Consider the following 21,032-nt stretch of genomic DNA (forward strand, 5'->3'; position numbering starts at 1 on the left):
CAAGGCGCCCTCAGACGTACATGGGGCGCTAGCTCAAGCGGCCTTCTGCACCTCGCCTTTCGCATAGGGATCGAAGCGCTGGTAGAAGGTCTCGCCCTTCTCCGCCAGGTCGAGTAGCAGCTTGGGCGCCTTGAACTCGGCGCCGTATTTCTTCTGCAGGCCCTTGGCTATTCTGACGAACTCCCCGATGCCGATGCCGTCGATATAGGACAGCGCGCCGCCGGTGAATGGCGCGAAACCGAAGGCGAGGATCGAGCCGACATCGGCCTCGCGCGGATCGGTGACGATGCCCTCTTCCATCACCCGGGCCGCTTCCAGCGCAATGGTTACCAGCAGGCGCTGCTGCAGTTCCTCATAGTCGACCTTCTCGGCCTCCAGCTGCGGATAGAGATCCTTCAGGCCCGGCCACAGCTTCTTCCTGGCGGGCTTGGCGGGATAGTCGTAAAAACCCTTGCCGTTTTTGCGGCCGAAGCGGCCATGGGTGTCGACCAGCGTGTTGATCAACGCCATCTGCCTGGGGTCGACGGCCTTGTCGCCGAGGTCCCTGATGGTCTGCTTCATGATCTTCTGGGCAAGGTCGATCGCCGTCTCGTCGGTCAGGGCCAGGGGGCCGACCGGCATGCCGGCGGCCTTGGCGGCGTTCTCGATCATCGGCGCCGGAACGCCTTCGATCAGCATCTTGTAGGCTTCCGACATGTAGCGCAGCACGCAGCGGTTGACGTAGAAGCCGCGCGTGTCGTTGACGACGATCGGCGTCTTCTTGATGGCGCGCACGAAATCGATCGCGGTGGCCAGCGCCTTGTCGCCGGTCTTCTTGCCCAAAATGATCTCGACCAGCATCATCTTGTCGACCGGCGAGAAGAAGTGGATGCCGACGAAATTCTTCGGCCGCGCCGAATTCTTGGCCAGTGCGGTGATCGGGATGGTCGAGGTGTTGGAGGCGAAGATCGCCGACGATTTCAGCACGGCTTCGGCCTGCTCGGTGGCAGCCTTCTTGACGGCCGAATCCTCGAACACCGCCTCGACCACCAGATCGCAGCCGGCGAGATCGGCATAGTCGGCCGACGGCGTGATCAGCGACAGAAGTCTGTCCTTCTCCTCGGGCTTGACGCGGCCCTTCTTGACCTGATCGGAGATCAGGCTGTCGGAATGCGTCTTGCCCTTTTCGGCCGACGCCATGTCGCGGTCGAGCAGGACGACCGGGATGCCAGCCTTGGCGGTGACAAAGGCGATGCCGGCGCCCATGAAGCCGGCGCCGAGAATACCGATCTTCTTGAACTTGGTCTCCGGCACGCCGGCCGGGCGGCGGGCGCCCTTGTTGAGCTCCTGCAGCGAGACGAACAGCGAGCGGATCATCGCTGCTGCTTCCTTCGACTGCATGATTTCGGTGAAATAGCGCTGTTCGATCCGCAGACCGGTGTCGAACGGCACCAGCAGGCCTTCATAGACGCATTTCAGGATCGCCGCGGCGGCCGGATAATTGCCGTAGGTCTCGCGGCGCAGGATGGCGATGGCCGGCGGCCACAGATTGAAGCCGGCCGGCGTATAGATTTGGCCGCCAGGCAGCTTGAAGCCCTTCTCGTCCCAGGGCTGGACGGCTTTCAGGCCGTTCCTGATCATCGCCTTGGCGGTCTCGATCAGCTTGCCGGGTTCGGCGATCTCGTGGATCAGCCCCATCGCCTTGGCTTTCTGCGGCGACAGCGTCTGGCCGGTGGTCAGCATCTGCAACGCCTGCTGCTGGTCGGTCAGGCGCGGCACGCGTTGGGTGCCACCGGCGCCGGGGAAGATGCCGACCTTGACTTCCGGCAAGGCCATCTTGACCTTTTCGGAGTCAGCGGCAACGCGGCCATGACAGGCCAGCGACAGCTCGAACGCGCCACCCATGCAGGTGCCGTTGATCGCCGAGACCCAAGGCTTGCCCGACGTTTCGAGCTTGCGCCACAAGCCACCCATGCGGCCGGCATTGTCGAACAAAAGCTGTGCCGCCTTCTCCGGGTCCTTGGTCTTCTCCTTGGCAAATACGGCCAGCATCTTCTGCAGCATGGTCAGGTCGGCGCCGCCGGAGAAGCTGTCCTTTCCCGAGGTGATCACCGCGCCCTTGATGGCGGCGTCGGCCACCACATGGTCGATGATCTTCTCGAGCTCGTTCATCACCTCTTCGGTGAAGACGTTCATCGAGCGGTCCGGCATGTTCCAGGTGACCAGCGCGATGCCGTCTGCGTCGGTGTCGACCGTGAAGTTTGTATAAGTCATGTCTCTCTCCTTCCGGCCGAAAATCAGACGCGTTCGATAATCGTTGCGGTGCCCATGCCGGCGCCGATGCAGAGCGTCACCAGAGCGGTGTTCAAATCGCGGCGCTCGAGCTCGTCCAGCACCGTGCCCAGGATCATCGCGCCGGTGGCGCCGAGCGGATGGCCCATGGCGATGGCGCCGCCATTGACGTTGATCTTGTCGTGCGGGATTTCGAATGCCTGCATGTAGCGCAGCACCACTGAGGCGAAGGCCTCGTTGAGCTCGAACAGGTCGATATCCGACAGCTTCATCTTGGCGCGCTTCAGAAGCTTCTCGGTGACGTCGACCGGACCGGTAAGCATCAGCACCGGCTCGGAGCCGATGTTGGCAAAGGCGCGGATGCGGGCGCGTGGCTTCAGGCCCATCGTCTTGCCGGCCTTCTTCGAGCCGAGCAGTACGGCGGCCGCACCATCGACGATGCCGGACGAGTTGCCGGCATGGTGGACGTGGTTGACCTCTTCGACTTCCGGATGCTTCTGCACGGCGACCGCGTCGAAGCCGCCCATTTCGCCAGGCATGACGAAGGACGGGTTGAGCGAGGCCAGCGACTGCATGTCGGTCGACGGCCGCATATGCTCGTCATGATCGAGGATGGTGAGGCCGTTCTGGTCCTTGATCGGTATGACGGAGTTCTTGAAACGGCCATCGGCCCAGGCCTTGCCCGCACGCTTCTGGCTCTCGACCGCATAGGCATCGACGTCGTCGCGCGAAAAACCGTATTTGGTGGCGATCAGGTCGGCCGAAATGCCTTGCGGCACGAACCAGCCGGGCAGGCCGACGGACGGGTCCATGAACCACGCGCCGCCCGAGGCGCCCATGCCGACGCGCGACATCGATTCCACGCCGCCTGCAATGACGATCTCGTCGGCGCCTTGAGCGATCTTGGCGGCGCCGAAATTGATGGCGTCGAGGCCTGAGGCGCAGAAGCGCGAGATCTGCATGCCCGGCGCCTTGTTATCGTAGCCGGCCTCGAAGGCGGCGGCACGCGGAATGACGGAGCCGGCTTCGCCGACCGGATCGACGCAGCCGAAGATGATGTCGTCGACGTTTGCAGTGTCGAGGCCGTTGCGGTCGCGCAACGCTTCAAGCGTCCTGGCCGCAAGCCGCACCGCCGGCACCTCGTGCAGCGAGCCATCCTTCTTGCCCTTGCCGCGCGGTGTGCGCACGGCGTCATAGACATAAGCTTCAGCCATTTGCTTGCTCCTTGCTTTGCCGACGTCGCTCTCAGAGAGAGCGGCCGATCAGCAATTTCATGATCTCGTTGGTGCCGCCGTAGATGCGCTGGACGCGGGCGTCGCGGAACATGCGGGCGATCGGATATTCATTCATGTAGCCATAGCCGCCATGCAATTGAAGGCATTCGTCGACGACTTTTCCCTGCAGGTCCGAGAGCCAGTATTTCGCCATCGACGCCGTCACCGGATCCAGCCCGCCATTGATGTGGCGGGTGACGCAATCATTGTAGAAGACGCGGCCGATGGTGGCCTCGGTCTTCAGTTCGGCGAGCTTGAACTGGGTGTTCTGGAACTCGATGATCGCTTTGCCGAAGGCCTTGCGGTCCTTGACGTAGTCGATGGTCAGAGCAAGCGCGCGCTCGATCATGGCGATCGCGCCGGTGCCGATCTGCAGGCGCTCCTGCGGCAATTGCTGCATCAGCTGGATGAAGCCCTGTCCCTCTTCGTGGCCAAGCAGGTTCGAGGTCGGCACGCGCAGATCATTGAAGAACAGCTCCGACGTGTCGTTGGCCTTCAGGCCGATCTTGTCGAGGTTGCGGCCGCGTTCGAAGCCTTCGGCCTCGTCGGCCTCGACGACGATCAGCGAGGTGCCCTTGGCGCCTTTGGCCGGATCGGTCTTGGTGACGACGATGATGAAATTGGCCAGTTGGCCATTGGTGATGAAGGTTTTCGAGCCGTTGATCTTGTACTGGTTGCCGTCCTTCTCGGCGCGCGTCTTGACGCCTTGCAGGTCGGAGCCGGCGCCCGGCTCGGTCATGGCGATGGCGCCGATCAGTTCGCCGGTTGCCAGCTTCGGCAGCCATTTCTTCTTCTGCTCCTCGGAGCCGTAATGAAGGATGTAAGGGGCAACGATCGCATTGTGCAGGCCGATGCCGAAACCGTCGACGCCGACATGGCCGATCGCCTCGATGATGGCGCTCTCATGCGCGAAGGTGCCGCCGGAGCCGCCATATTCCTCCGGCATCGAGGCGCAGAGCAGGCCGGCGGAACCTGCCTTGCGCCAGCTCTCGCGGTCGACCATCTCGTTCTTCTCGAACTCGTCGTAGCGCGGCGCGATCTCTTCCGACATGAAGCGATGCGCCATGTCGTAGAGCATGCCGACTTCGTCCGCCGCCCAGGCGGGCTTCGGCAAGGAGAGCACTTCGGCTGGATTTGTCATGCCGTTTCTCCCGCGCCAACGTCCCCCTCCCCCTTGAGGGGAGGGTGGCCGCGAAGCGGTCGGGTGGGGTCGCCGATGACGTGCTCGACCTTATCTTCGGAATTGACGCGGGTTTGGGGCATTGCGATCATCTCCTACCAAAGCGCCAACCAGCCGGCGCACTGCACGCAGGACCCCTCCCGGCCCTTCGGGCCACCCTCCCCTCAAGGGAGGGGGACGCCAGCCATTTCTAGAACGCTTCCGCAGGCAGCGCCATTAGCGTGTCCGCACCACTGGAAATGCGGGCCAGATGTGCCGACGTCTCGGGCATGATCCGCTCCATGAAGAAGCGCGCCGTCACCACCTTGTTGTCGTAGAAAGCCCCATTTTCGTGGACAGACTGCGAGCCGTTGGCGCCGGTCTTGCCGAGCGCGGCCTTGGCCATCTGCGCCCACATGTAGCCCAGCGCCACAAGGCCAAAGAGATGCATGTAATCGGTCGACGCGGCGCCGGCATTGTCGGGCTTGGCCATGCCGTTCTGCACCAGCCACATGGTCGCCGCCTGCAGATCGTTGAGGCCTTTCTTCAGCGCCTTGGTGAACGGCGCCAGCTTGTCGTCGGCACGGTTCTCCTCGCAGAACTCGCCGACGTCCTTGAAGAAGGCCTGCACGGCGCGGCCGCCATTCAGACCAAGCTTGCGGCCGACGAGGTCGAGCGCCTGGATGCCGTTGGCGCCTTCATAGATCATGGCAATGCGGGCATCGCGCACGAACTGGCTCATGCCGTGTTCTTCGATATAGCCGTGGCCGCCGAACACCTGCTGCGCCATGACGGCATGGTCGAAGCCCTTGTCGGTGAGCACGCCCTTGATCACCGGCGTCAGCAGGCCTGTATAGTCGTCGGCCGCCTGGCGATCCTTGTCGTCGGCGGAGCGGTGGGCGATGTCGGACTTGATCGCCGTCCACAGCGCCAGCGCGCGGCCGGCCTCGTTGAAGGCCTTCATGGTCATCAGCGAGCGGCGGATGTCGGGATGGACGATGATCGGGTCGGCTTGTCTGTCCGGCGCCTTGGCGCCCGACAGCGAGCGGCCCTGCAGCCGGTCCTTGGCATAGGAGACCGCGTTCTGGTAAGCGATCTCGGACAGCGACAGGCCCTGCAGGCCGACGCCGAGGCGGGCTTCATTCATCATCGTGAACATCGCCTTCAGGCCGCCATTGGCCTCGCCGAGCAGCGTGCCTTCGGCCTCGTCATAATTCATGACGCAAGTCGAATTGCCGTGGATGCCCATCTTCTCCTCGATCGACCCGCAGGAGAGCGTGTTCTTCTCGCCCGGATTGCCCGAGGCATCGAGCTTCAGCTTTGGCACGATGAACAGCGAGATGCCCTTCACGCCTGCCGGCGCGCCTTCGATGCGGGCCAACACGAGATGAACGATGTTTTCCGACATGTCGTGCTCGCCGGCCGAGATGAAGATCTTCTGGCCGGATATCTTGTAGGTGCCGTTGCCGTTCGGCACCGCCTTGGTGCGCAGCAGACCGAGATCGGTGCCGCAATGCGGCTCGGTCAGGTTCATGGTACCGGTCCAGGACCCCTCGACCAGCTTCGGAAGCCATGTCGCCTTCTGCTCGTCGGTGCCGTGTGTGATGATCGCCGCGATCGCGCCTTGCGTCAGGCCGGGATACATCATCAGCGCCATGTTGGCCGAAACCATGTATTCGGCAACCGCGGTGTGCACGGCATAGGGCAGCCCCTGGCCGCCGAACTCGACGGGCGCCGCCAGTCCCATCCAGCCGCCTTCGCGATACTGGTCGTAGGCTTCCTTGAAGCCCTTCGGCGTCCTCACCGAGCCGTCCTCATGGCGCACGCAGCCTTCCATGTCGCCGACGCGGTTCAGAGGATGCATAACGTTTTCGGCGAGCTTGGCGCCTTCGGCGAGGATCGCCTCGACAACGTCGGGCGTCGCGTCGGTAAATCCGGGAAGGTTGGAGTAGCGCTGATAACCCAGCACCTCGTTGAGCACGAACAGCGTGTCCTGGACCGGCGCCCTGTAGATCGGCATGTGTTTCCTCCACCATGCGGGTCTTGGCCGCGAGATTGGGCCCCGAAACATGAGGTTGGGGGCGGCATGCGGGCCAATGTTGAAAGCGGGATAGCAAAAATTGACGTTTGCGTAAACGTCAATTTGGTCGCCGCGACAATTTACTTATGCCAGCCTGTCGGCACGAGCGGTGCAGGGCTTTGCGCAAAGCTAGGGTGGTCAAACAAAAAGAGCCACGCGGGCGGGCCGCGCGGCTCTTCCGTTCAAAGCTTTCGCCGGGAGCTGCGGAGCGAAATCAGCTGGCGGCGCTGGCCGGGGCCGAACGCTCGGACAGCATCTGGCGCACGGCCGACATCGAGCCGCTCAACTCGTTGATGGCGTCGTCGATCAGCGCGCGCTGCTTCTGCAGGCGGGCAAGCTGCTTCTCCGACTTGTCGAGAGCCAGCCGCAGCTGCTTGGTGTTGGATCCCGTCGGATCGTAGAGATCCATCATCTGCTTGACGTCGCGTAGCGAGAACCCGACCTTGCGGCCGAGCAGGATCAGCTTCAGCCGCGCCTTGTCGCGACGCGTGTATAGCCGCGTCGCCCCATCGCGCTTTGGATTGAGCAGGCCCTTGTCTTCATAGAAACGCAGCGTGCGCAGCGTCACGCCGTGTTTCTTGGCCATCTCGCCGATGCGCACGAGCTCCTCACTGGCTTCGGCAGACATATTGTTGGTGTTGGCCGCGGCTTCGCCGGGCGAAACAAGTTTCATAGTCACTGGCTTTCCCCTGTCGTGGCATCGCGGTCTCGGACCTTGCAACGCCTGAGTGGAAGCGGGGGCATGCTTCCAGTCGTGGTTTCAACTAATTCATCGCAAAAGGCACGAACGGCGCCCCTCTTACGTTTACGTCAATTCTATATCGATAGCCGCCGCATGACGCAAGGGCGTTCTGGGATTGCGAAACCTTATGCCGCACCCCCGGCGCCGGGTCCGAACGGGCACCGCCTGTATTTCAGCAATGCCGTAACTTCTTAAGCTTGGTTAACACCTTGTTTACCACGATGGGTGAAATGTGCGGATGTCGGTCACCCGTGTTTATCCTGTAGCGAATTTTTCACGGTTTTTCGGAGAGCGGGCCTGGCCCGGGAAGCTCGTCTTCCGCCGCAGCAGTGCCGCGCGGCCGCCTTCGTTCCCGACAAGGACTTGGGAAACTGGCAGCAAGCCGGCCATTCTGAAAAACGGACGCATCGATGAACAGCAAGCGGTCCTATCTCGATACACTCAACGCCGGCAGGCCGCGCAGGCCGAACACCACACTTGATGAATTGAACCGCTCGCTGGAAACGCTGGAGCAGCGGCTGGAGCGCAAGCGCGAGGACGCCGCCGAGCGCTTCGATCCGCGCCGGCCGCCGGCAGAGCCGCGCTACGCAAGCGCCCAGCCCTACGCCCCGCCGCGCTGGTACGAGGACCCGCAGCCCACGCCGCGGCCGAAAAGCCCTGTGACGGCCGGCTTCGACCAGAACTATCAGGCGATCGCGCGCGACATCGACCGCGTGCGCGGCCAGGAAGACAGCGTCGCCGTGGTCGGCAAGATCGCCGGCGAATTGCGTGGCCTGCGCGAGGAACTGCGCCATCAGATGACGGCCGGCCTGCAGCGCGAATTCGCCGCGTTGCGCAAGGACATCGAACGGGCCTTCCAGGCGAGCAACCAATCGGGTGGTCAGGCAGGCGGCTTGCCCGGCAAGGGCAGCGCCGAACTCGGCGTCGAATTCGAGCGGCTGTCCGGCGCCATCCAGACGCTGGCCGAGAAGAGCGACGACCGAAGCGTCAACATGCTGCGGCTCGAGCTCGAGCAGGTAAAGACGGCGCTCGACACATTGGCGCGCGAGGAAAGCGTGCTGAAGGTCGACCGCCGCTGGGACGATTTCGACCGCCGCTGGAGCGCGTTCGAGGACCGTGTCGACGCCGACCAGCGCAACCGCGCCGACGGCCCCGGATTTTCGGCCCTGACCGACCGGCTCGAACAGATCAGCAATGCGGTCCACAATCTGCCGGAATCGCTGTCGCTGCGCTCGATGGAAGAAAAGGTCCGCACGCTTGCCGGCGCCGTCGATCATTTCGTCAGCCAGCAGAGCAACCGCGGCGGCGACACGCTTGGCCTGATCGACGAACGGCTCGACGAGATTTCGCGCGCCATCGTCGCCTCGACCGTCGCCGCACAGGCCAATTCCTTCGACCCCGAACCCTTTGAACGCATCGAGAAGCGGATCGCCTCGCTGGCGCAGCAGATTGAGGAAGTCGTGCAGGTTCGTCCGAGCGGCGAGGTTCTCGACCGTCTCAGCACGCTGTCGAACAGGGTCGACGAGCTTGCCGGCCGCGCCAATCTGCCGGAACAGGCGATGGAGCGCCTCGGCAAGCAGATCGCGATGATCGCCGACAAGATCGACCACGCCCCGGCCATGCCCGACGCCGACTATATCTTCCAGGGTCTGGAACAGCGCTTCGACGTGCTGTCGGGCATGATGGAACGCCGGCAGGGCGACGCCATCGAACAGGGCAACATGCTGTTTCGCGATCTCGAGCGGCGGCTGGACGAGGTTGCCGACCGGCTGGACCAGCGCCAGCCGCAGGCTGACAGCGCCGGCATCATGGACGCCATCGACGCACGCTTCACCGCGCTCGCCCAACGCATGGAGACGCGCATTCCCGATCCTGCCAACGAGGCGGCGATCCGCGGCCTGGAAAGCCGGCTCGAAGACATTTCAAGCCGGCTGGAATCGTCGGCCGCGCAGGTCGCCGGCATCGATCCGGCACTGATCCGCAGCCTCGAGGCGCAGGTCTCCAGCCTATCGGCGCATCTGTCGAAGCCCGGCACGCCGCTGCCGGAATTCGAGGACATCAGCCCGCGCCTCAACGAAATCGAGAAGTCGCTGGCTGGAACCCGCGAATCCATCATGGGCGCGGCACGGGAAGCGGCCGAGAGCGCCGTGCGCTCGCTGGCAGATTCCAACGCCAACACCGCGGCCGTTACCGGCCTTGCCCAGGATCTGAAGACGCTGGAAGCGCTGACGCGCCGTTCGGACGAGCGCAATTCACGGACATTCGAGGCTATCCACGACACGTTGCTCAAGATCGTCGATCGTCTGGGCTCGCTGGAGACCAGCGAACCGGCCGAGGCGGTGAGCGAGCTTCTGGATGCCCAGGCCGAGCCGGCGCGGCAGGCCCGCGCTGCACGCGCCTCCAAGATTTCGGTGCAGGACGCGCCGTCGATGGATATCGACCAGCCGCTGCCGCTGACCGGAGACATGGCCGACCTGGACGGCCGCGCCGCCGCCATCATGCGCAGCGAGCCGGATATGCGCAGCGACCCGGTCATGGGCAGCGAACCAGTGCGGCGCTCGCCAGCCGAGGCTGCCGCGGCCGCTGCCCAGGCAGCGCTCGGTTCCGACAGGATTGCCGAGAAAGGCGAAGGCACGGCCAAGAAGTCGCTGTTCGGTGGATTGGCGCGCGCCTTCAGGGGCAAGAAGCCGGCTGACATGCCGCCGCTTGCCGGCTCGGGGCCTAATGTCGACATGCCGAGCGTCGATCTCGACGAGCCGCTCGATCCGAAGCTCGCCAACCGACCGTTGGAGCCGGGCTCCGGCGCGCCCGACCTCAACGCCATCATGAAGCGCGTGCGCGACGAGCGCGGCCCGCCGGTGCGCCAAAACTCCGGCGATGCGTCGAAATCCGACTTCATTGCCGCGGCCAGGCGCGCGGCGCAGGCCGCGGCCGCCGAGGCCGACGCGTTGAAACGCCAGTCTACCATGAAGGGCCCGGTCAAGGCGCTTCGTATCGGCGACCTGCTCAAGGCGCGGCGCAAGCCGATCCTGATGGGAGCGGTCGCGATCATGCTGGCGCTTGCCGGCCTCCAGTTGGGCAAGGCCTTCTTCGCCGACCCGGTCGAGGTCGCAAGCAACGATACAGCGCCGATCGTCGCCTCGCAGCCGGTCGAGACTGCCTCGGTCAACGCTGCCAGCCAACCCAAGGCAGATGCGCAGGTGACCATGCAGGACGCGCCGGCCCGGATCGTCAGGCAGGCGGAGCCCTCAGAGCCAGCAGGCGGCAACGATGCGCCAATGAATGCGGCCTCGGTCGCCGGGCCCGAAGTGCCGGCGGTGGAGCCCGCGCCAGCGCCGATGGCTCTGGCCGATCCGGCCCCCGCGCCAAATGCAATGCTGCCGACCACCGCCACTGCGGGACCGGCGGCTGCCGACGCGCAGCCTGCGGCCGCCGTCATGGCGCCCTCGGCCTCGGATACGACGGCCTCGGATACTACCGGCGCCGTTCCGCCGGCTGATGCCGCGGCAACACCTGTCGTGGCCAAGATAGACGTTCCGGCCGATGCCGGCCCGCAAGCCTTGCGCGACGCGGCTGCCGGCGGTGACGCCAAGGCGCTGTTCGAACTCGGTTCGCGCTATGCTGAATCGCGCGGCGTCAAGGAAGACATGGCGGCAGCGGCCAAATGGTACGAAAAGTCGGCCGAGCTCGGCTTCGCACCGGCGGAATACCGCATCGGCAATTTCTACGAGAAGGGCATCGGCGTCACGCGCGACGTCAAGAAGGCAAAGACCTTCTACCAGCTCGCCGCCGCGCAGGGTAATGCCAGCGCCATGCACAATCTGGCCGTTCTGTTTGCCATGGCCGCCGACGGCGTGACCGACAATGAATCGGCCGCGCACTGGTTTCAGGCGGCGGCCGATGTCGGCGTCAAGGACAGCCAGTTCAATCTCGGCATCCTGGCGGCAAAGGGCGTCGGCATGAAGCAGAGCCTGGAGGAATCCTACAAATGGTTCGCGCTCGTCGCCAAGACCGGCGACAAGGATGCGGCTGCAAAGCGCGACGAAGTCGCCACTGCGCTGCGCCCCGAACAGCTGGAGCGGGCGCGCGCCGCCACGGAACTGTGGAAGCCGAAGCCGCTCGACCCGGCGTCCAACTCGGCCGACATTCCTGAATCCTGGCAGGAAGGCACGCCGCAGACCACCGCCAGCGTCGACATGAAGAAGGCGGTCAAGAACATCCAGCTCATCCTCAACAAGAACGGCTACGATGCCGGCGGCGCCGATGGCGTGATGGGCGGCAAGACCAAGACCGCAATCATGGCTTTCCAGACCGACAACAAGATGCAGGCGACCGGCGAAATCGACGAAAAGCTGGTGAAGGCGCTGCTGGCGCACAAATAACGGCAGATGCGTCGCTAACGCGACGCCCTTGCCATACATTTGCCTGTTAACTGCTTGAGATGTTTTTTGTTTCGGTAGGGCGGCGGGTTTGATCCCACTGCCCCGGCGGTGCAAGAAAGAATTGGCTTTTCGGTGCGACAATGCCCTGGAATGGCTGCAATCGCCGACAGGCAAACTGATCGAGACTGACGGGTGGGCATCTATCTCCCGATCGCGGAAATTTCCGTCAACGTCTTCGTGCTGCTGGCAATGGGCGCGGCGGTGGGTTTCCTGTCGGGCATGTTCGGGGTCGGTGGCGGCTTTCTGATCACGCCGCTCTTGATCTTCTACAACATCCCGCCGGCAATCGCCGTTGCCACTGGCGCCAACCAGGTTATCGCCTCCTCCTTCTCCGGCGCGCTGTCGCACATGAAGCGCGGCACGCTCGACTTCAAGCTCGGCGGGGTGCTGCTGGCCGGCGGCATCGTCGGCTCGACCGGTGGTATCTTTGTCTTTGCCTTCCTGCGCCGGCTCGGCCAACTCGATTTGTTCATTTCGCTGCTCTACGTCGTGCTGCTCGGCACCGTCGGCGGGCTGATGCTGGTCGAGAGCGTCAATGCGCTGCGCGCCACGCGCAGCGGTGCGGCGCCGGTCTTGAAGAAATCCGGCCAGCACAACTGGATCCACCGGCTGCCGCTGAAGATGCGCTTCAGGGCCTCGAAGCTGTTCGTCAGCGTCATTCCGGTGCTGGGGCTCGGCGCCGGCATCGGCTTCCTGTCGTCGATCATGGGTGTCGGCGGCGGCTTCATCATGGTGCCGGCGCTGATCTATCTCTTGAAAGTGCCGACCAACGTCGTCATCGGCACCTCGCTGTTCCAGATCATTTTCACCTCGGCCTACACCACGCTTGTCCACGCCACCACCAACCAGACGGTCGACGTCATGCTTGCCTTCCTGCTGATGGCGGGCGGCGTTGCCGGCGCGCAATATGGCGCCAAGGCAGGACAGAAGCTGCGCGGCGAACAGCTCAGGGCACTGCTGGCGCTGCTGGTGCTGGCGGTTGCCATCCGGCTTGCCATCGATCTCTTCGTCACGCCGCCAAACCTCTATTCGCTGACCGCCGCGGGCCTGAACTGATGCCGCGGTGGGGGATTTTTTCGGCCGCCGCTTTGCTTATCGCCGTCGCTCTGCCGGCCGCAGCGCAATCGCCGAACCCCTTGCCGGAAGGCATCCAGATCGGTCTCTCCACCGACGCGGTGTCGATCACCGCCGGCTTTTCCGGCGCCGACCTGACCATTTTCGGTTCGCTGGAAAACCCCGACCCGCTGGTCGCGCGGCAGGGGCGCTATGACGTCATCGTCGTGCTCGAAGGGCCGCCGCGGCCGGTTGTGGTGCGCCGCAAGGACCGGGTGCTCGGCGTCTGGGTCAACCTGGAATCCGAGACCTTCGAGAACGTGCCGGTCTCCTACTCCGTCGCCACGACACGGCCGCTGCAGGACATCACCGAACCCAACAGCTACAAGCAGCTGTCGCTCGGCGCCTCCAACCTTTACATGCAACCGGCCGACGTAACCGACAGTCCGGCGACGATCGAGGAATTCACCGTGGCGCTGCGCGAGCGCAAGGCGGCGACCGGCCTCTATAGCGAGAATGTCGGCGGCGTGCAGTTCCTGTCGCAGAACCTGTTTCGCGCCACGGTGCGGCTGGCGCCCAATGTCCCGGTTGGAACGCATAAAGCCCGCGCGTTCCTGTTCAAGAGCGGCCTGTTCCTCAAGGAAAGCTCGGCCCAGCTCGAAATCCGCAAATCGGGTTTCGAACAGTCGATCTTCCGCGTCGCGCATGATTACTCCTTCCTCTACGGCGTCTTCTCCGTGTCGCTGGCCATGATCACCGGCTGGCTGGGCAGGCTGATCTTCCGCAGGGATTGACGCGCACGACCCATTTCCGGGGAAAGGGGGTTCCCCTTTTCTCAGTCTTGCGATAGACCGCCGCCTCCCAACCCTCGGGTTACACGCACAATCATTCGGCAGAACGGTCAGGCCTCTGGACGGCGCGCGCCTTGCGGACGCCTGCCACAGCGACGACCCAATGACAGGAGGCTGCAATGCACCAGGCATTTGGCGGCATCGATTTCGGCACGTCCAATTCTACGGTGGGCGTGATCCGCAACGGCCAGGCACGGCTGGTGGCGCTGGAAGGCGAACAGCCGACATTGCCAAGCGCGGTTTTCTTCAACTTCGAGGACGGTCACACCTATTTCGGCCGCCGCGCCATTGCCGACTACACCGATGCCATCGAAGGCCGGCTGATGCGGTCGCTGAAGAGCGTGCTCGGCAGTTCGCTGGCGCATGAGAAGACGCGGATCAAGGCCCGGCAGATCGGTTTCATCGACATTGTCGGCATGTTCGTCGGCCATTTGAAGAAGCGGCTTGAGGAAGATGCCGGCGCTCCGGTGGAGAACGTTGTGCTCGGCCGGCCGGTGCAATTTGTCGACGACGATGTGGAAGCCGATGCCAAGGCGCAAAGCGAGCTTGAAAAAGCGGCGCGCGCGCAAGGCTTCAAGCACATCGCCTTCCAGTTCGAACCGATTGCGGCAGCACTCGACTATGAGCAGGACGTGAAGCGCGAGGAACTGGCGTTGATCGTCGACATGGGCGGCGGCACGTCCGACTTCTCGATCGTGCGCGTTTCGCCGCAACGCGCCCGCTCACGCGACCGCAAGGACGACATCCTCGCCAACCGAGGCATTCATATTGGCGGCACCGATTTCGACCGGCTGCTCAGCATCGCCCATGTCATGCCCAAGCTCGGCTATCTCTCGCCCACAAAAGACGGCAAGCGCAACCTGCCGGCGAGCTATTTCATTGATCTCGCGACGTGGCAACGCATCAACCTCGTTTACACCGCCAAGGCGATGACGCATCTGAGGCAGATCCGCTTCGAGGCCGTCCGCGCCGACCTTGTCGACCGCTTCATCCATATTGTCGAGCACCGTTACGGCCATGCGCTGGCCGGCCTGGTCGAACGAGCCAAGATCGCGCTGACAGATCAGGCTTCGGCTGATGTGACGGTGGCACTGCCCGGCGCGGGTTTTGCCGCCGAGATCACGCGAGACGGCCTGGAAGAGACGATTGCCGCCGACATCGAGCGGGTGTCCGCGACGGTGCGGCAGACGATTGCCGATGCTGGCGTGAAAGCGTCCGACATCACCGCCGTGTTCCTCACCGGCGGCTCGACCGCCATCCCGCTGGCACGGCGCGAAATCCTGTCGCTGGTGCCGCAAGCCGCCGTTATCGAGGGCGACATGTTCGGTTCGGTCGGCCTTGGCCTGGCGCTGGATGCACAGCGGAAGTTTAGCTAGAGCTCACGATGCGGTTCCCGCCCTCAGCGCCGAGATGCGCCTTGAGCGCCATCTGGGCCAGGCTTGCCTGGCGGTCACGATGGGTGATCATGGCGAAGTCGCGCTTCGGCAGCTCGAGCGGCACCGACCGGAGACTGCCCTCGGCGACGGCGCGTCCGACGACGAGGTCCGAGATGATGGTGGCGCCGGCGCCGGCCTCGACCGCCTGGCGAACCGCCTCGTTGCTCGGCAGCACCAGAAATATCTGCAGGTCGCCAAGCGATATCCCCTCGCGGCGGGCCAGGTCCTCCAGCACCTCGCGCGTGCCCGAACCACCCTCACGGATGATCCAGCGCAGCCCTCTGATATCCGGGCGGCCCGGCGCGATCTCGGCGATTTCGGGATGCGAGGCGGCGACGACCAGCATCAACCTGTCGACGTCGACCTTGGTGCGGCGGAGGATGTCTGACTCGGTGCGCCCCTCGACCAGACCGAGATCGGCGGTGCCATCGAGCACGTTGGCCTCGACCTGCCTGGTGTTGCCGATGCTGACGCTCAAGCGCACCGCCGGGTAGGCCTCGTGGAAAGAGGCCAGCCGGCGCGGCAGCCAGTAGCTGGCGATGGTCAGGCTGGCGGCGATGGACAGACTGCCGGCGACCGTCTGCGAGACATGCTCCAGCACATTTCGGGCGGCGGCGGCGCGTTCCAGCACCGCCTTGGCCTCGGGCAGGAAACGGTGGCCGGTCTGAGCCAGCTCGATGTTGCGGCCGACACGGTTGAACAGATGAACGCCATGCTGCTCTTCCAAAGCGCGGATAGCCGCCGACGCCGCCGACTGGGAGATGCCCAAAAGCTCCGCCGCCTTGGTCATATGGCCGCGTTCGGCAACGGCAACGAAAATGCGCAACTGGTCCAGCGTCATGTGTGCATTAAGAACCAATTCCGATCGAATTTACAAGAACAACTGATTAGACGGATCGATAGCTTTATTCTACTTTTTCAGTCGAAGTTAGAAAGAATTCGCCAACAAATCGCGGCCAACAAAATGATCGGGCGGTTCAGATCCCTGTTTGCGCATTGGACCCGTGGCCTCAGGCGGCGGCTGGCCGGCGATCGATATCATCCTGAAGAACACTATATGCGTGGCCCCGGACCGAAGACGCGGGCCAAATTCGCAGGTAGCAAAAGCACGCCGGCATCATGAACCCAGCTGCGCCGCGCGGAGCCAATTCCGCACCGTCGCAACGGCCGCTTGGCGATACACGCGCGCCTGATGAAGGCGACGGCGTCGACACCTCGCCCGCTATCTCCGACAGCATCGCCAAGACCACCTGTTATATGTGCGCCTGCCGGTGCGGCATCGACGTCCACATCAAGGACGGCAAGGTGCGCTACATCAACGGCAACAAGGCCCATCCGGTTAACCGCGGCGTAATCTGCGGCAAGGGCAGCTCCGGCATCATGCAGCACTACAGCCCGGCGCGGCTGAAGAAGCCGCTGTTGCGCAGCGGCCTGCGCGGCTCGGGCGAATTCCGCGAGATCGAGTGGGAGGAAGCGTTTTCGATTGCGACCGGGCGGCTATCGCATATCCGCCGGACCGATCCGAAAAAGCTCGCCTTCTTCACCGGGCGCGACCAGTCGCAGTCGCTGACCGGCTGGTGGGCGAGCCAGTTCGGCACGCCGAACTTCGCCGCCCATGGCGGCTTCTGCTCGGTCAACATGGCGGCCGGCGGGCACTACACGATCGGCGGCTCGTTCTGGGAGTTCGGCGAGCCGGACTGGGACAATACGAAATACTTCATGCTGTTCGGCGTCGCCGAGGACCATGATTCCAACCCGATCAAGATCGGCTTGGGTAAACTCAAGGCGCGCGGCGCCAAGGTGGTGTCGATCAACCCCTGTCGCACCGGCTACAACGCCATTGCCGACGACTGGATCGGGATCCGGCCCGGCACCGACGGCCTCTTCGTCTTCGCCCTAATCCATGAACTGCTGAAGGCAGGCCGCGTCGATCTCGATTATTTGCTGCGCTACACCAACGCCCATGTGCTGGTCGTCCAGGAGCCGGGTGCGGCGGACGACGGGCTGTTCCTGCGCGACAGCGACAACAATCTTCTCGCCTGGGACAGAGTGGCGAAGACAACCGTCAACGCAGCCGATGCGGATGCGAAACCGGCGCTGACCGGCAGCTTCACGTTCGCCGGCCGCCGTTGCGTGCCGGTGTTCCGGCTTATCGCCGACCGCTACATGGACGACAGCTACGCACCCGATGCGGTCGCGGCACGATGCGGCATTCCGGCCGACACCATCCGCCGGATCGCTGCCGAACTCGCCCACGTCGCCTTCGAACAGACGATCGAACTGCCGGTTGCGTGGACCGACTGGGCCGGACGGCGGCACGAGACGATCAAGGGACGGCCGGTGTCGATGCATGCCATGCGCGGCATCTCGGCCCACTCCAACGGCTTTCACTCCTGCCGTGCCATCCACCTGCTGCAGGTGCTGCTCGGCACGGTGGACGTGCCCGGTGGCTTCCGTTTCAAGCCCCCCTACCCGCGCTCGGCGCCGCCGGGACCGAAGCCGGCCGGCAAGGTGGTCAGGCCGATGACGCCGCTCGACGGCATGCCGCTCGGCTTCGTCTGCGGGCCGGACGATCTCCTGGTCGACGAGGCCGGCACGCCTTTGCGCATCGACAAGGCTTATTCCTGGGATGCGCCGCTCGCCGCGCATGGGCTGATGCATACGGTCATCCGAAATGCGTGGGCCGGTGACCCGTACCCGATCGACACGCTGATGATGTACATGTCGAACATGGCTTGGAATTCCTCGATGAACACCGTCGAGACCATTGCCATGCTCACCGACCATGACGAAGCGGGTAACTACAAGATCCCCTTCATCATCTATTCCGACGCCTATTATTCCGAGACGGTGCCGTTCGCCGACCTGGTGCTGCCCGACACCACCTATCTCGAACGTCACGACTGCATCAGCCTGCTCGACCGGCCGATCAGCCATGCCGACGGGCCGGGCGACGCGATCCGCCATCCGGTGGTCGAACCGGACCGAGATGTCAGGCCGTTCCAATCGGTGCTGATCGAACTTGGCGCTCGGCTTGGCCTGCCCGGCTTCGTCGAGGACGATGGCTCGGCCAGATATGCCGACTATGCCGACTACATCGTCAATCACGAACGCACGCCGGGCATCGGCCCGCTGGCCGGCTGGCGCGGCAAGGACGGCACTTCCGTCGGCAAGGGCGAAGTCAATCCCGACCAGTTGCAGCGCTACATCGGCAATGGCGGCTTCTGGCACCAGGATTTTGCTGAGGACCAGCGCTATTACAAGATGGCCAACCGCTCCTATCTCGACTTCGCAGAGCAGATGGGGTTCATCCCCAAGGCCGAGCCGATCGTGTTCCAGCTCTATTGCGAACCGATGCAGCGCTTTCGCCTCGCCGCGCGCGGTCATGGTCGCGTCCAGCCGCCCGAGAGCGAACGCCGGCGCATCGAGACCTATATGGATCCGCTGCCGTTCTGGTTTACCCCGTTCGAAGAGGCCGCCGTCGATCCGCATAAATACCCGCTGCATGCGCTGACGCAGCGGCCTATGCACATGTATCATTCCTGGGGCTCGCAGAATGCGTGGCTGCGGCAAATCACCAGTCAGAACCGCCTGTTCGTGCACCACAAGACCGCGGCAGATCTCAGTCTTGTCGACGACGACTGGGTGTGGATCGAGAGCATCAACGGTAGGGTTAAGGGGCAGATCAAGCTGGTCGACGGCGTCAATGCGGATACGGTCTGGACCTGGAACGCCATCGGCAAAAGGCGCGGCGCCTGGGGTCTGAAGGACAACGCTGCCGAGACCAACCGCGGCTTCCTGCTCAACCACATTATCGGCGACCAGACATCGGCTGACGCGAAAGGCAAACGCTATTCGAATTCCGATCCGGTGACCGGCCAGGCGGCGTGGTTCGACCTCAGGGTACGCATTGTCAAATGCTCTGATGAGGAAGCCGGCTTCACCGAACCGCAATTCGAGCGTTTCAGCCAGCCGCCAAATGTCGAGCCTTCGCCCGACATCCTTCGCTTCGGCGCCGAGTTCCGCGTCCATAGGGAAGCCGTGGAATGACCTGCCTTCCCGCCCATACAGACAAGAAGCTTGGCCTAGTCATCGACCTCGACACCTGCGTCGGCTGCCAGGCCTGCGTCACCGCCTGCAAGGAGTGGAACACCGGCGGCCACATGGCGCCACTGACCGACATCGACCCCTATGGCGGCCGTGTCGACGGCGTCTGGTTCAACCGCGTGCACAACTACGAGCACACGACCGAGGCGGGCGGGCGCACGGTCAACTTTCCGCGCTCCTGCCTGCATTGCGAGACGCCTGCCTGCGTCACTGTCTGCCCGACCGGCGCGTCCTACAAGCGGGCGTCGGACGGCATCGTGCTGATCGACGAAAGCAAATGCATCGGCTGCAAACTGTGCAGTTGGGCCTGCCCCTATGGCGCGCGCGAATTCGATACCGACGTCGGCGTGATGAAGAAATGCACGCTGTGCGTCGACCGTATCTACAACGACAATCTGGCCGAGGAAGACCGCGTGCCGGCCTGCGTTGCCGCCTGCCCGACCAGCGCCCGGCATTTCGGCGACCTCGGCGATCCCACCTCGGCGGTATCGCAACTGGTGGCGGAGCGTGGCGGCGTCGACCTGATGCCGGAGATGGGTTACAAGCCGACCAACAAATATCTGCCGCCGCGCGCCCAGCGCGCCGCATCGGTGCCGGCGCCAAGGCTCGAGCCAGTCACGGTCGAAGGTGGTTTTCTTGGCTGGATCGACCGCATGCTTTCGAACTGACCAATGCATCCAGCCTTTTCCGTCGTTTTCTTCACCACTGCTACAGGAGCGGGCTACGGACTGCTGGCGCTGCTCGGCGTGCTTGGCGGACTGGGTTTTATCCCGGCCCATTTCTGGCTCGGCCTTATCGGCATGGGGCTGGCGCTTGGCCTGATTGCTGCCGGCCTTTTGTCGTCGACCGGCCATCTCGGCCGGCCCGAACGCGCCTGGCGCGCCTTTTCGCAATGGCGTAGCTCCTGGCTGTCACGCGAGGGTGTATCGTCGGTCGCAACCTTCATTCCCGCCGGGCTGTTCGGCATCGGCTGGGTGTTTTTTGGCCGCACCGGAGGCTGGATGGCCATCGCCGGGTTTCTCGCAACTATCGGCGCAATCGTCACCGTCTGCACCACCGGCATGATCTATGCCTCGCTGAAGCCGATCGCGCAGTGGCATAGCCCGTATACGCTGCCGGGCTATCTCATCTTTTCGGCGATGACCGGCAGCGTGCTGTTGAACGCGCTGCTGCAGGCTTTCGCCATCAGCCCGACCGCCGTTGCGGTAGCCGCCCTGCTGCTGACCTTGCTCGGCTGGGGCTGGAAGCTGGCGACGTGGCGATACAATGACGCGCTGGAGATCGCGACCACCGCCAACACGGCGACAGGCCTCGCCGGAGGGACGGTTCGCTCGCTGGAATGGCCGCACACCGAGGAGAACTACCTGCTCAAGGAAATGGGTTTTCGGATCGCGCGCAAACATGGCGCAAAGCTGCGGCTGATCACGCAGTTGCTGGCTTTCGCCTTGCCTGCCCTGCTGCTGCTTTCTGTCTTACTCGCTTTGCCCTGGCCATTCGCAGCGGTGCTGTCGGTGCTTGCGGCAATCGTCCAGTTCGCCGGCATGCTGGTCGAGCGCTGGCTGTTCTTCGCCGAGGCCAAGCACACCGTCACCCTCTATTACGGCCGGTAGAGCGTCC

13 protein-coding genes are annotated in these 21,032 nt (G+C 64.0%); 7 read left to right on the plus strand and 6 right to left on the minus strand.

Translation table 11 applies throughout. The annotated features are described in order from the left end of the window. Positions 1 to 33 precede the first annotated feature (33 nt). The 5 genes from ACYG9R_RS07015 to ACYG9R_RS07035 all read right to left on the minus strand — a co-directional run bounded on the left by ACYG9R_RS07015 (position 34) and on the right by ACYG9R_RS07035 (position 7,457). Positions 34 to 2,253, minus strand: a complete 2,220-nt coding sequence (locus tag ACYG9R_RS07015; protein WP_023823728.1) for a 3-hydroxyacyl-CoA dehydrogenase NAD-binding domain-containing protein — start codon at positions 2,251 to 2,253, stop codon at positions 34 to 36. 23 nt (positions 2,254 to 2,276) lie between these two features. Continuing rightward, positions 2,277 to 3,485, minus strand: a complete 1,209-nt coding sequence (locus ACYG9R_RS07020; RefSeq protein WP_023669613.1) for an acetyl-CoA C-acetyltransferase — start codon at positions 3,483 to 3,485, stop codon at positions 2,277 to 2,279. A 31-nt stretch (positions 3,486 to 3,516) separates the two neighbouring features. Continuing rightward, the gene (locus ACYG9R_RS07025) at positions 3,517 to 4,686 is read right to left on the minus strand and encodes an acyl-CoA dehydrogenase family protein (RefSeq protein WP_023681961.1); all 1,170 of its coding nucleotides are present in this window, start codon (positions 4,684 to 4,686) and stop codon (positions 3,517 to 3,519) included. Between the two features lie 229 nt (positions 4,687 to 4,915). After that, positions 4,916 to 6,724, minus strand: coding sequence for an acyl-CoA dehydrogenase (locus tag ACYG9R_RS07030; protein ID WP_023823730.1), 1,809 nt, complete (start codon positions 6,722 to 6,724; stop codon positions 4,916 to 4,918). Between the two features lie 274 nt (positions 6,725 to 6,998). After that, the gene (locus tag ACYG9R_RS07035; RefSeq protein ID WP_023823731.1) at positions 6,999 to 7,457 is read right to left on the minus strand and encodes a MerR family transcriptional regulator; all 459 of its coding nucleotides are present in this window, start codon (positions 7,455 to 7,457) and stop codon (positions 6,999 to 7,001) included. A gap of 479 nt (positions 7,458 to 7,936) precedes the next feature. Here ACYG9R_RS07035 and ACYG9R_RS07040 point away from each other — a divergent pair, with 479 nt between their 5' ends. The 4 genes from ACYG9R_RS07040 (at position 7,937) to ACYG9R_RS07055 (ending at position 15,248) form a co-directional block, all read left to right on the plus strand. Then, the gene (locus tag ACYG9R_RS07040) at positions 7,937 to 11,908 is read left to right on the plus strand and encodes an SEL1-like repeat protein (protein ID WP_023823732.1); all 3,972 of its coding nucleotides are present in this window, start codon (positions 7,937 to 7,939) and stop codon (positions 11,906 to 11,908) included. A 192-nt stretch (positions 11,909 to 12,100) separates the two neighbouring features. Continuing rightward, entirely contained in the window at positions 12,101 to 13,024 is a 924-nt protein-coding gene (locus ACYG9R_RS07045) for a sulfite exporter TauE/SafE family protein (protein ID WP_023669608.1), read from the plus strand. Next, positions 13,024 to 13,815, plus strand: a complete 792-nt coding sequence (locus tag ACYG9R_RS07050; RefSeq protein WP_023736135.1) for a TIGR02186 family protein — start codon at positions 13,024 to 13,026, stop codon at positions 13,813 to 13,815. The genes ACYG9R_RS07045 and ACYG9R_RS07050 overlap by 1 nt, the downstream gene beginning before the upstream one ends. Before the next feature lie 176 nt (positions 13,816 to 13,991). Next, positions 13,992 to 15,248 (plus strand): Hsp70 family protein, encoded by a 1,257-nt coding sequence (locus ACYG9R_RS07055; protein WP_023823733.1) that lies wholly within the window; start codon positions 13,992 to 13,994, stop codon positions 15,246 to 15,248. Here ACYG9R_RS07055 and ACYG9R_RS07060 read toward each other — a convergent pair. After that, on the minus strand, positions 15,241 to 16,149 hold the full coding sequence (locus ACYG9R_RS07060) for a LysR family transcriptional regulator (protein WP_023696707.1): 909 nt from the start codon (positions 16,147 to 16,149) through the stop codon (positions 15,241 to 15,243). The two genes, ACYG9R_RS07055 and ACYG9R_RS07060, sit on opposite strands and share 8 nt — an antisense overlap. Before the next feature lie 278 nt (positions 16,150 to 16,427). Here ACYG9R_RS07060 and ACYG9R_RS07065 point away from each other — a divergent pair, with 278 nt between their 5' ends. Genes ACYG9R_RS07065 through ACYG9R_RS07075 form a run of 3 tightly spaced genes read left to right on the plus strand, consistent with a single transcriptional unit; the run spans position 16,428 to position 21,025 of the window. Beyond that, entirely contained in the window at positions 16,428 to 19,358 is a 2,931-nt protein-coding gene (locus ACYG9R_RS07065) for a molybdopterin oxidoreductase family protein (protein WP_023823734.1), read from the plus strand. Continuing rightward, complete coding sequence (locus ACYG9R_RS07070) at positions 19,355 to 20,083, plus strand: 4Fe-4S dicluster domain-containing protein (protein ID WP_023823735.1); 729 nt, start codon at positions 19,355 to 19,357, stop codon at positions 20,081 to 20,083. The genes ACYG9R_RS07065 and ACYG9R_RS07070 overlap by 4 nt, the downstream gene beginning before the upstream one ends. Positions 20,084 to 20,086: 3 nt before the next feature. Beyond that, positions 20,087 to 21,025, plus strand: coding sequence for a dimethyl sulfoxide reductase anchor subunit family protein (locus ACYG9R_RS07075; protein WP_023823736.1), 939 nt, complete (start codon positions 20,087 to 20,089; stop codon positions 21,023 to 21,025). Positions 21,026 to 21,032: the final 7 nt, after the last annotated feature.

The organism is Mesorhizobium sp. RSR565B (genome assembly GCF_054719465.1).

Excerpts from the sequence above, each read along its gene's own strand:
- ACYG9R_RS07070 (WP_023823735.1), top strand. The coding sequence starts at position 19,355 with ATGACCTGCCTTCCCGCCCATACAGACAAGAAGCTTGGCCTAGTCATC.
- ACYG9R_RS07050 (WP_023736135.1), top strand. The coding sequence starts at position 13,024 with ATGCCGCGGTGGGGGATTTTTTCGGCCGCCGCTTTGCTTATCGCCGTC.
- ACYG9R_RS07015 (WP_023823728.1), bottom strand. The coding sequence starts at position 2,253 with ATGACTTATACAAACTTCACGGTCGACACCGACGCAGACGGCATCGCG.
- ACYG9R_RS07075 (WP_023823736.1), top strand. The coding sequence starts at position 20,087 with ATGCATCCAGCCTTTTCCGTCGTTTTCTTCACCACTGCTACAGGAGCG.
- ACYG9R_RS07035 (WP_023823731.1), bottom strand. The coding sequence starts at position 7,457 with ATGAAACTTGTTTCGCCCGGCGAAGCCGCGGCCAACACCAACAATATG.
- ACYG9R_RS07020 (WP_023669613.1), bottom strand. The coding sequence starts at position 3,485 with ATGGCTGAAGCTTATGTCTATGACGCCGTGCGCACACCGCGCGGCAAG.
- ACYG9R_RS07025 (WP_023681961.1), bottom strand. The coding sequence starts at position 4,686 with ATGACAAATCCAGCCGAAGTGCTCTCCTTGCCGAAGCCCGCCTGGGCG.
- ACYG9R_RS07055 (WP_023823733.1), top strand. The coding sequence starts at position 13,992 with ATGCACCAGGCATTTGGCGGCATCGATTTCGGCACGTCCAATTCTACG.
- ACYG9R_RS07030 (WP_023823730.1), bottom strand. The coding sequence starts at position 6,724 with ATGCCGATCTACAGGGCGCCGGTCCAGGACACGCTGTTCGTGCTCAAC.
- ACYG9R_RS07040 (WP_023823732.1), top strand. The coding sequence starts at position 7,937 with ATGAACAGCAAGCGGTCCTATCTCGATACACTCAACGCCGGCAGGCCG.
- ACYG9R_RS07060 (WP_023696707.1), bottom strand. The coding sequence starts at position 16,149 with ATGACGCTGGACCAGTTGCGCATTTTCGTTGCCGTTGCCGAACGCGGC.
- ACYG9R_RS07065 (WP_023823734.1), top strand. The coding sequence starts at position 16,428 with ATGAACCCAGCTGCGCCGCGCGGAGCCAATTCCGCACCGTCGCAACGG.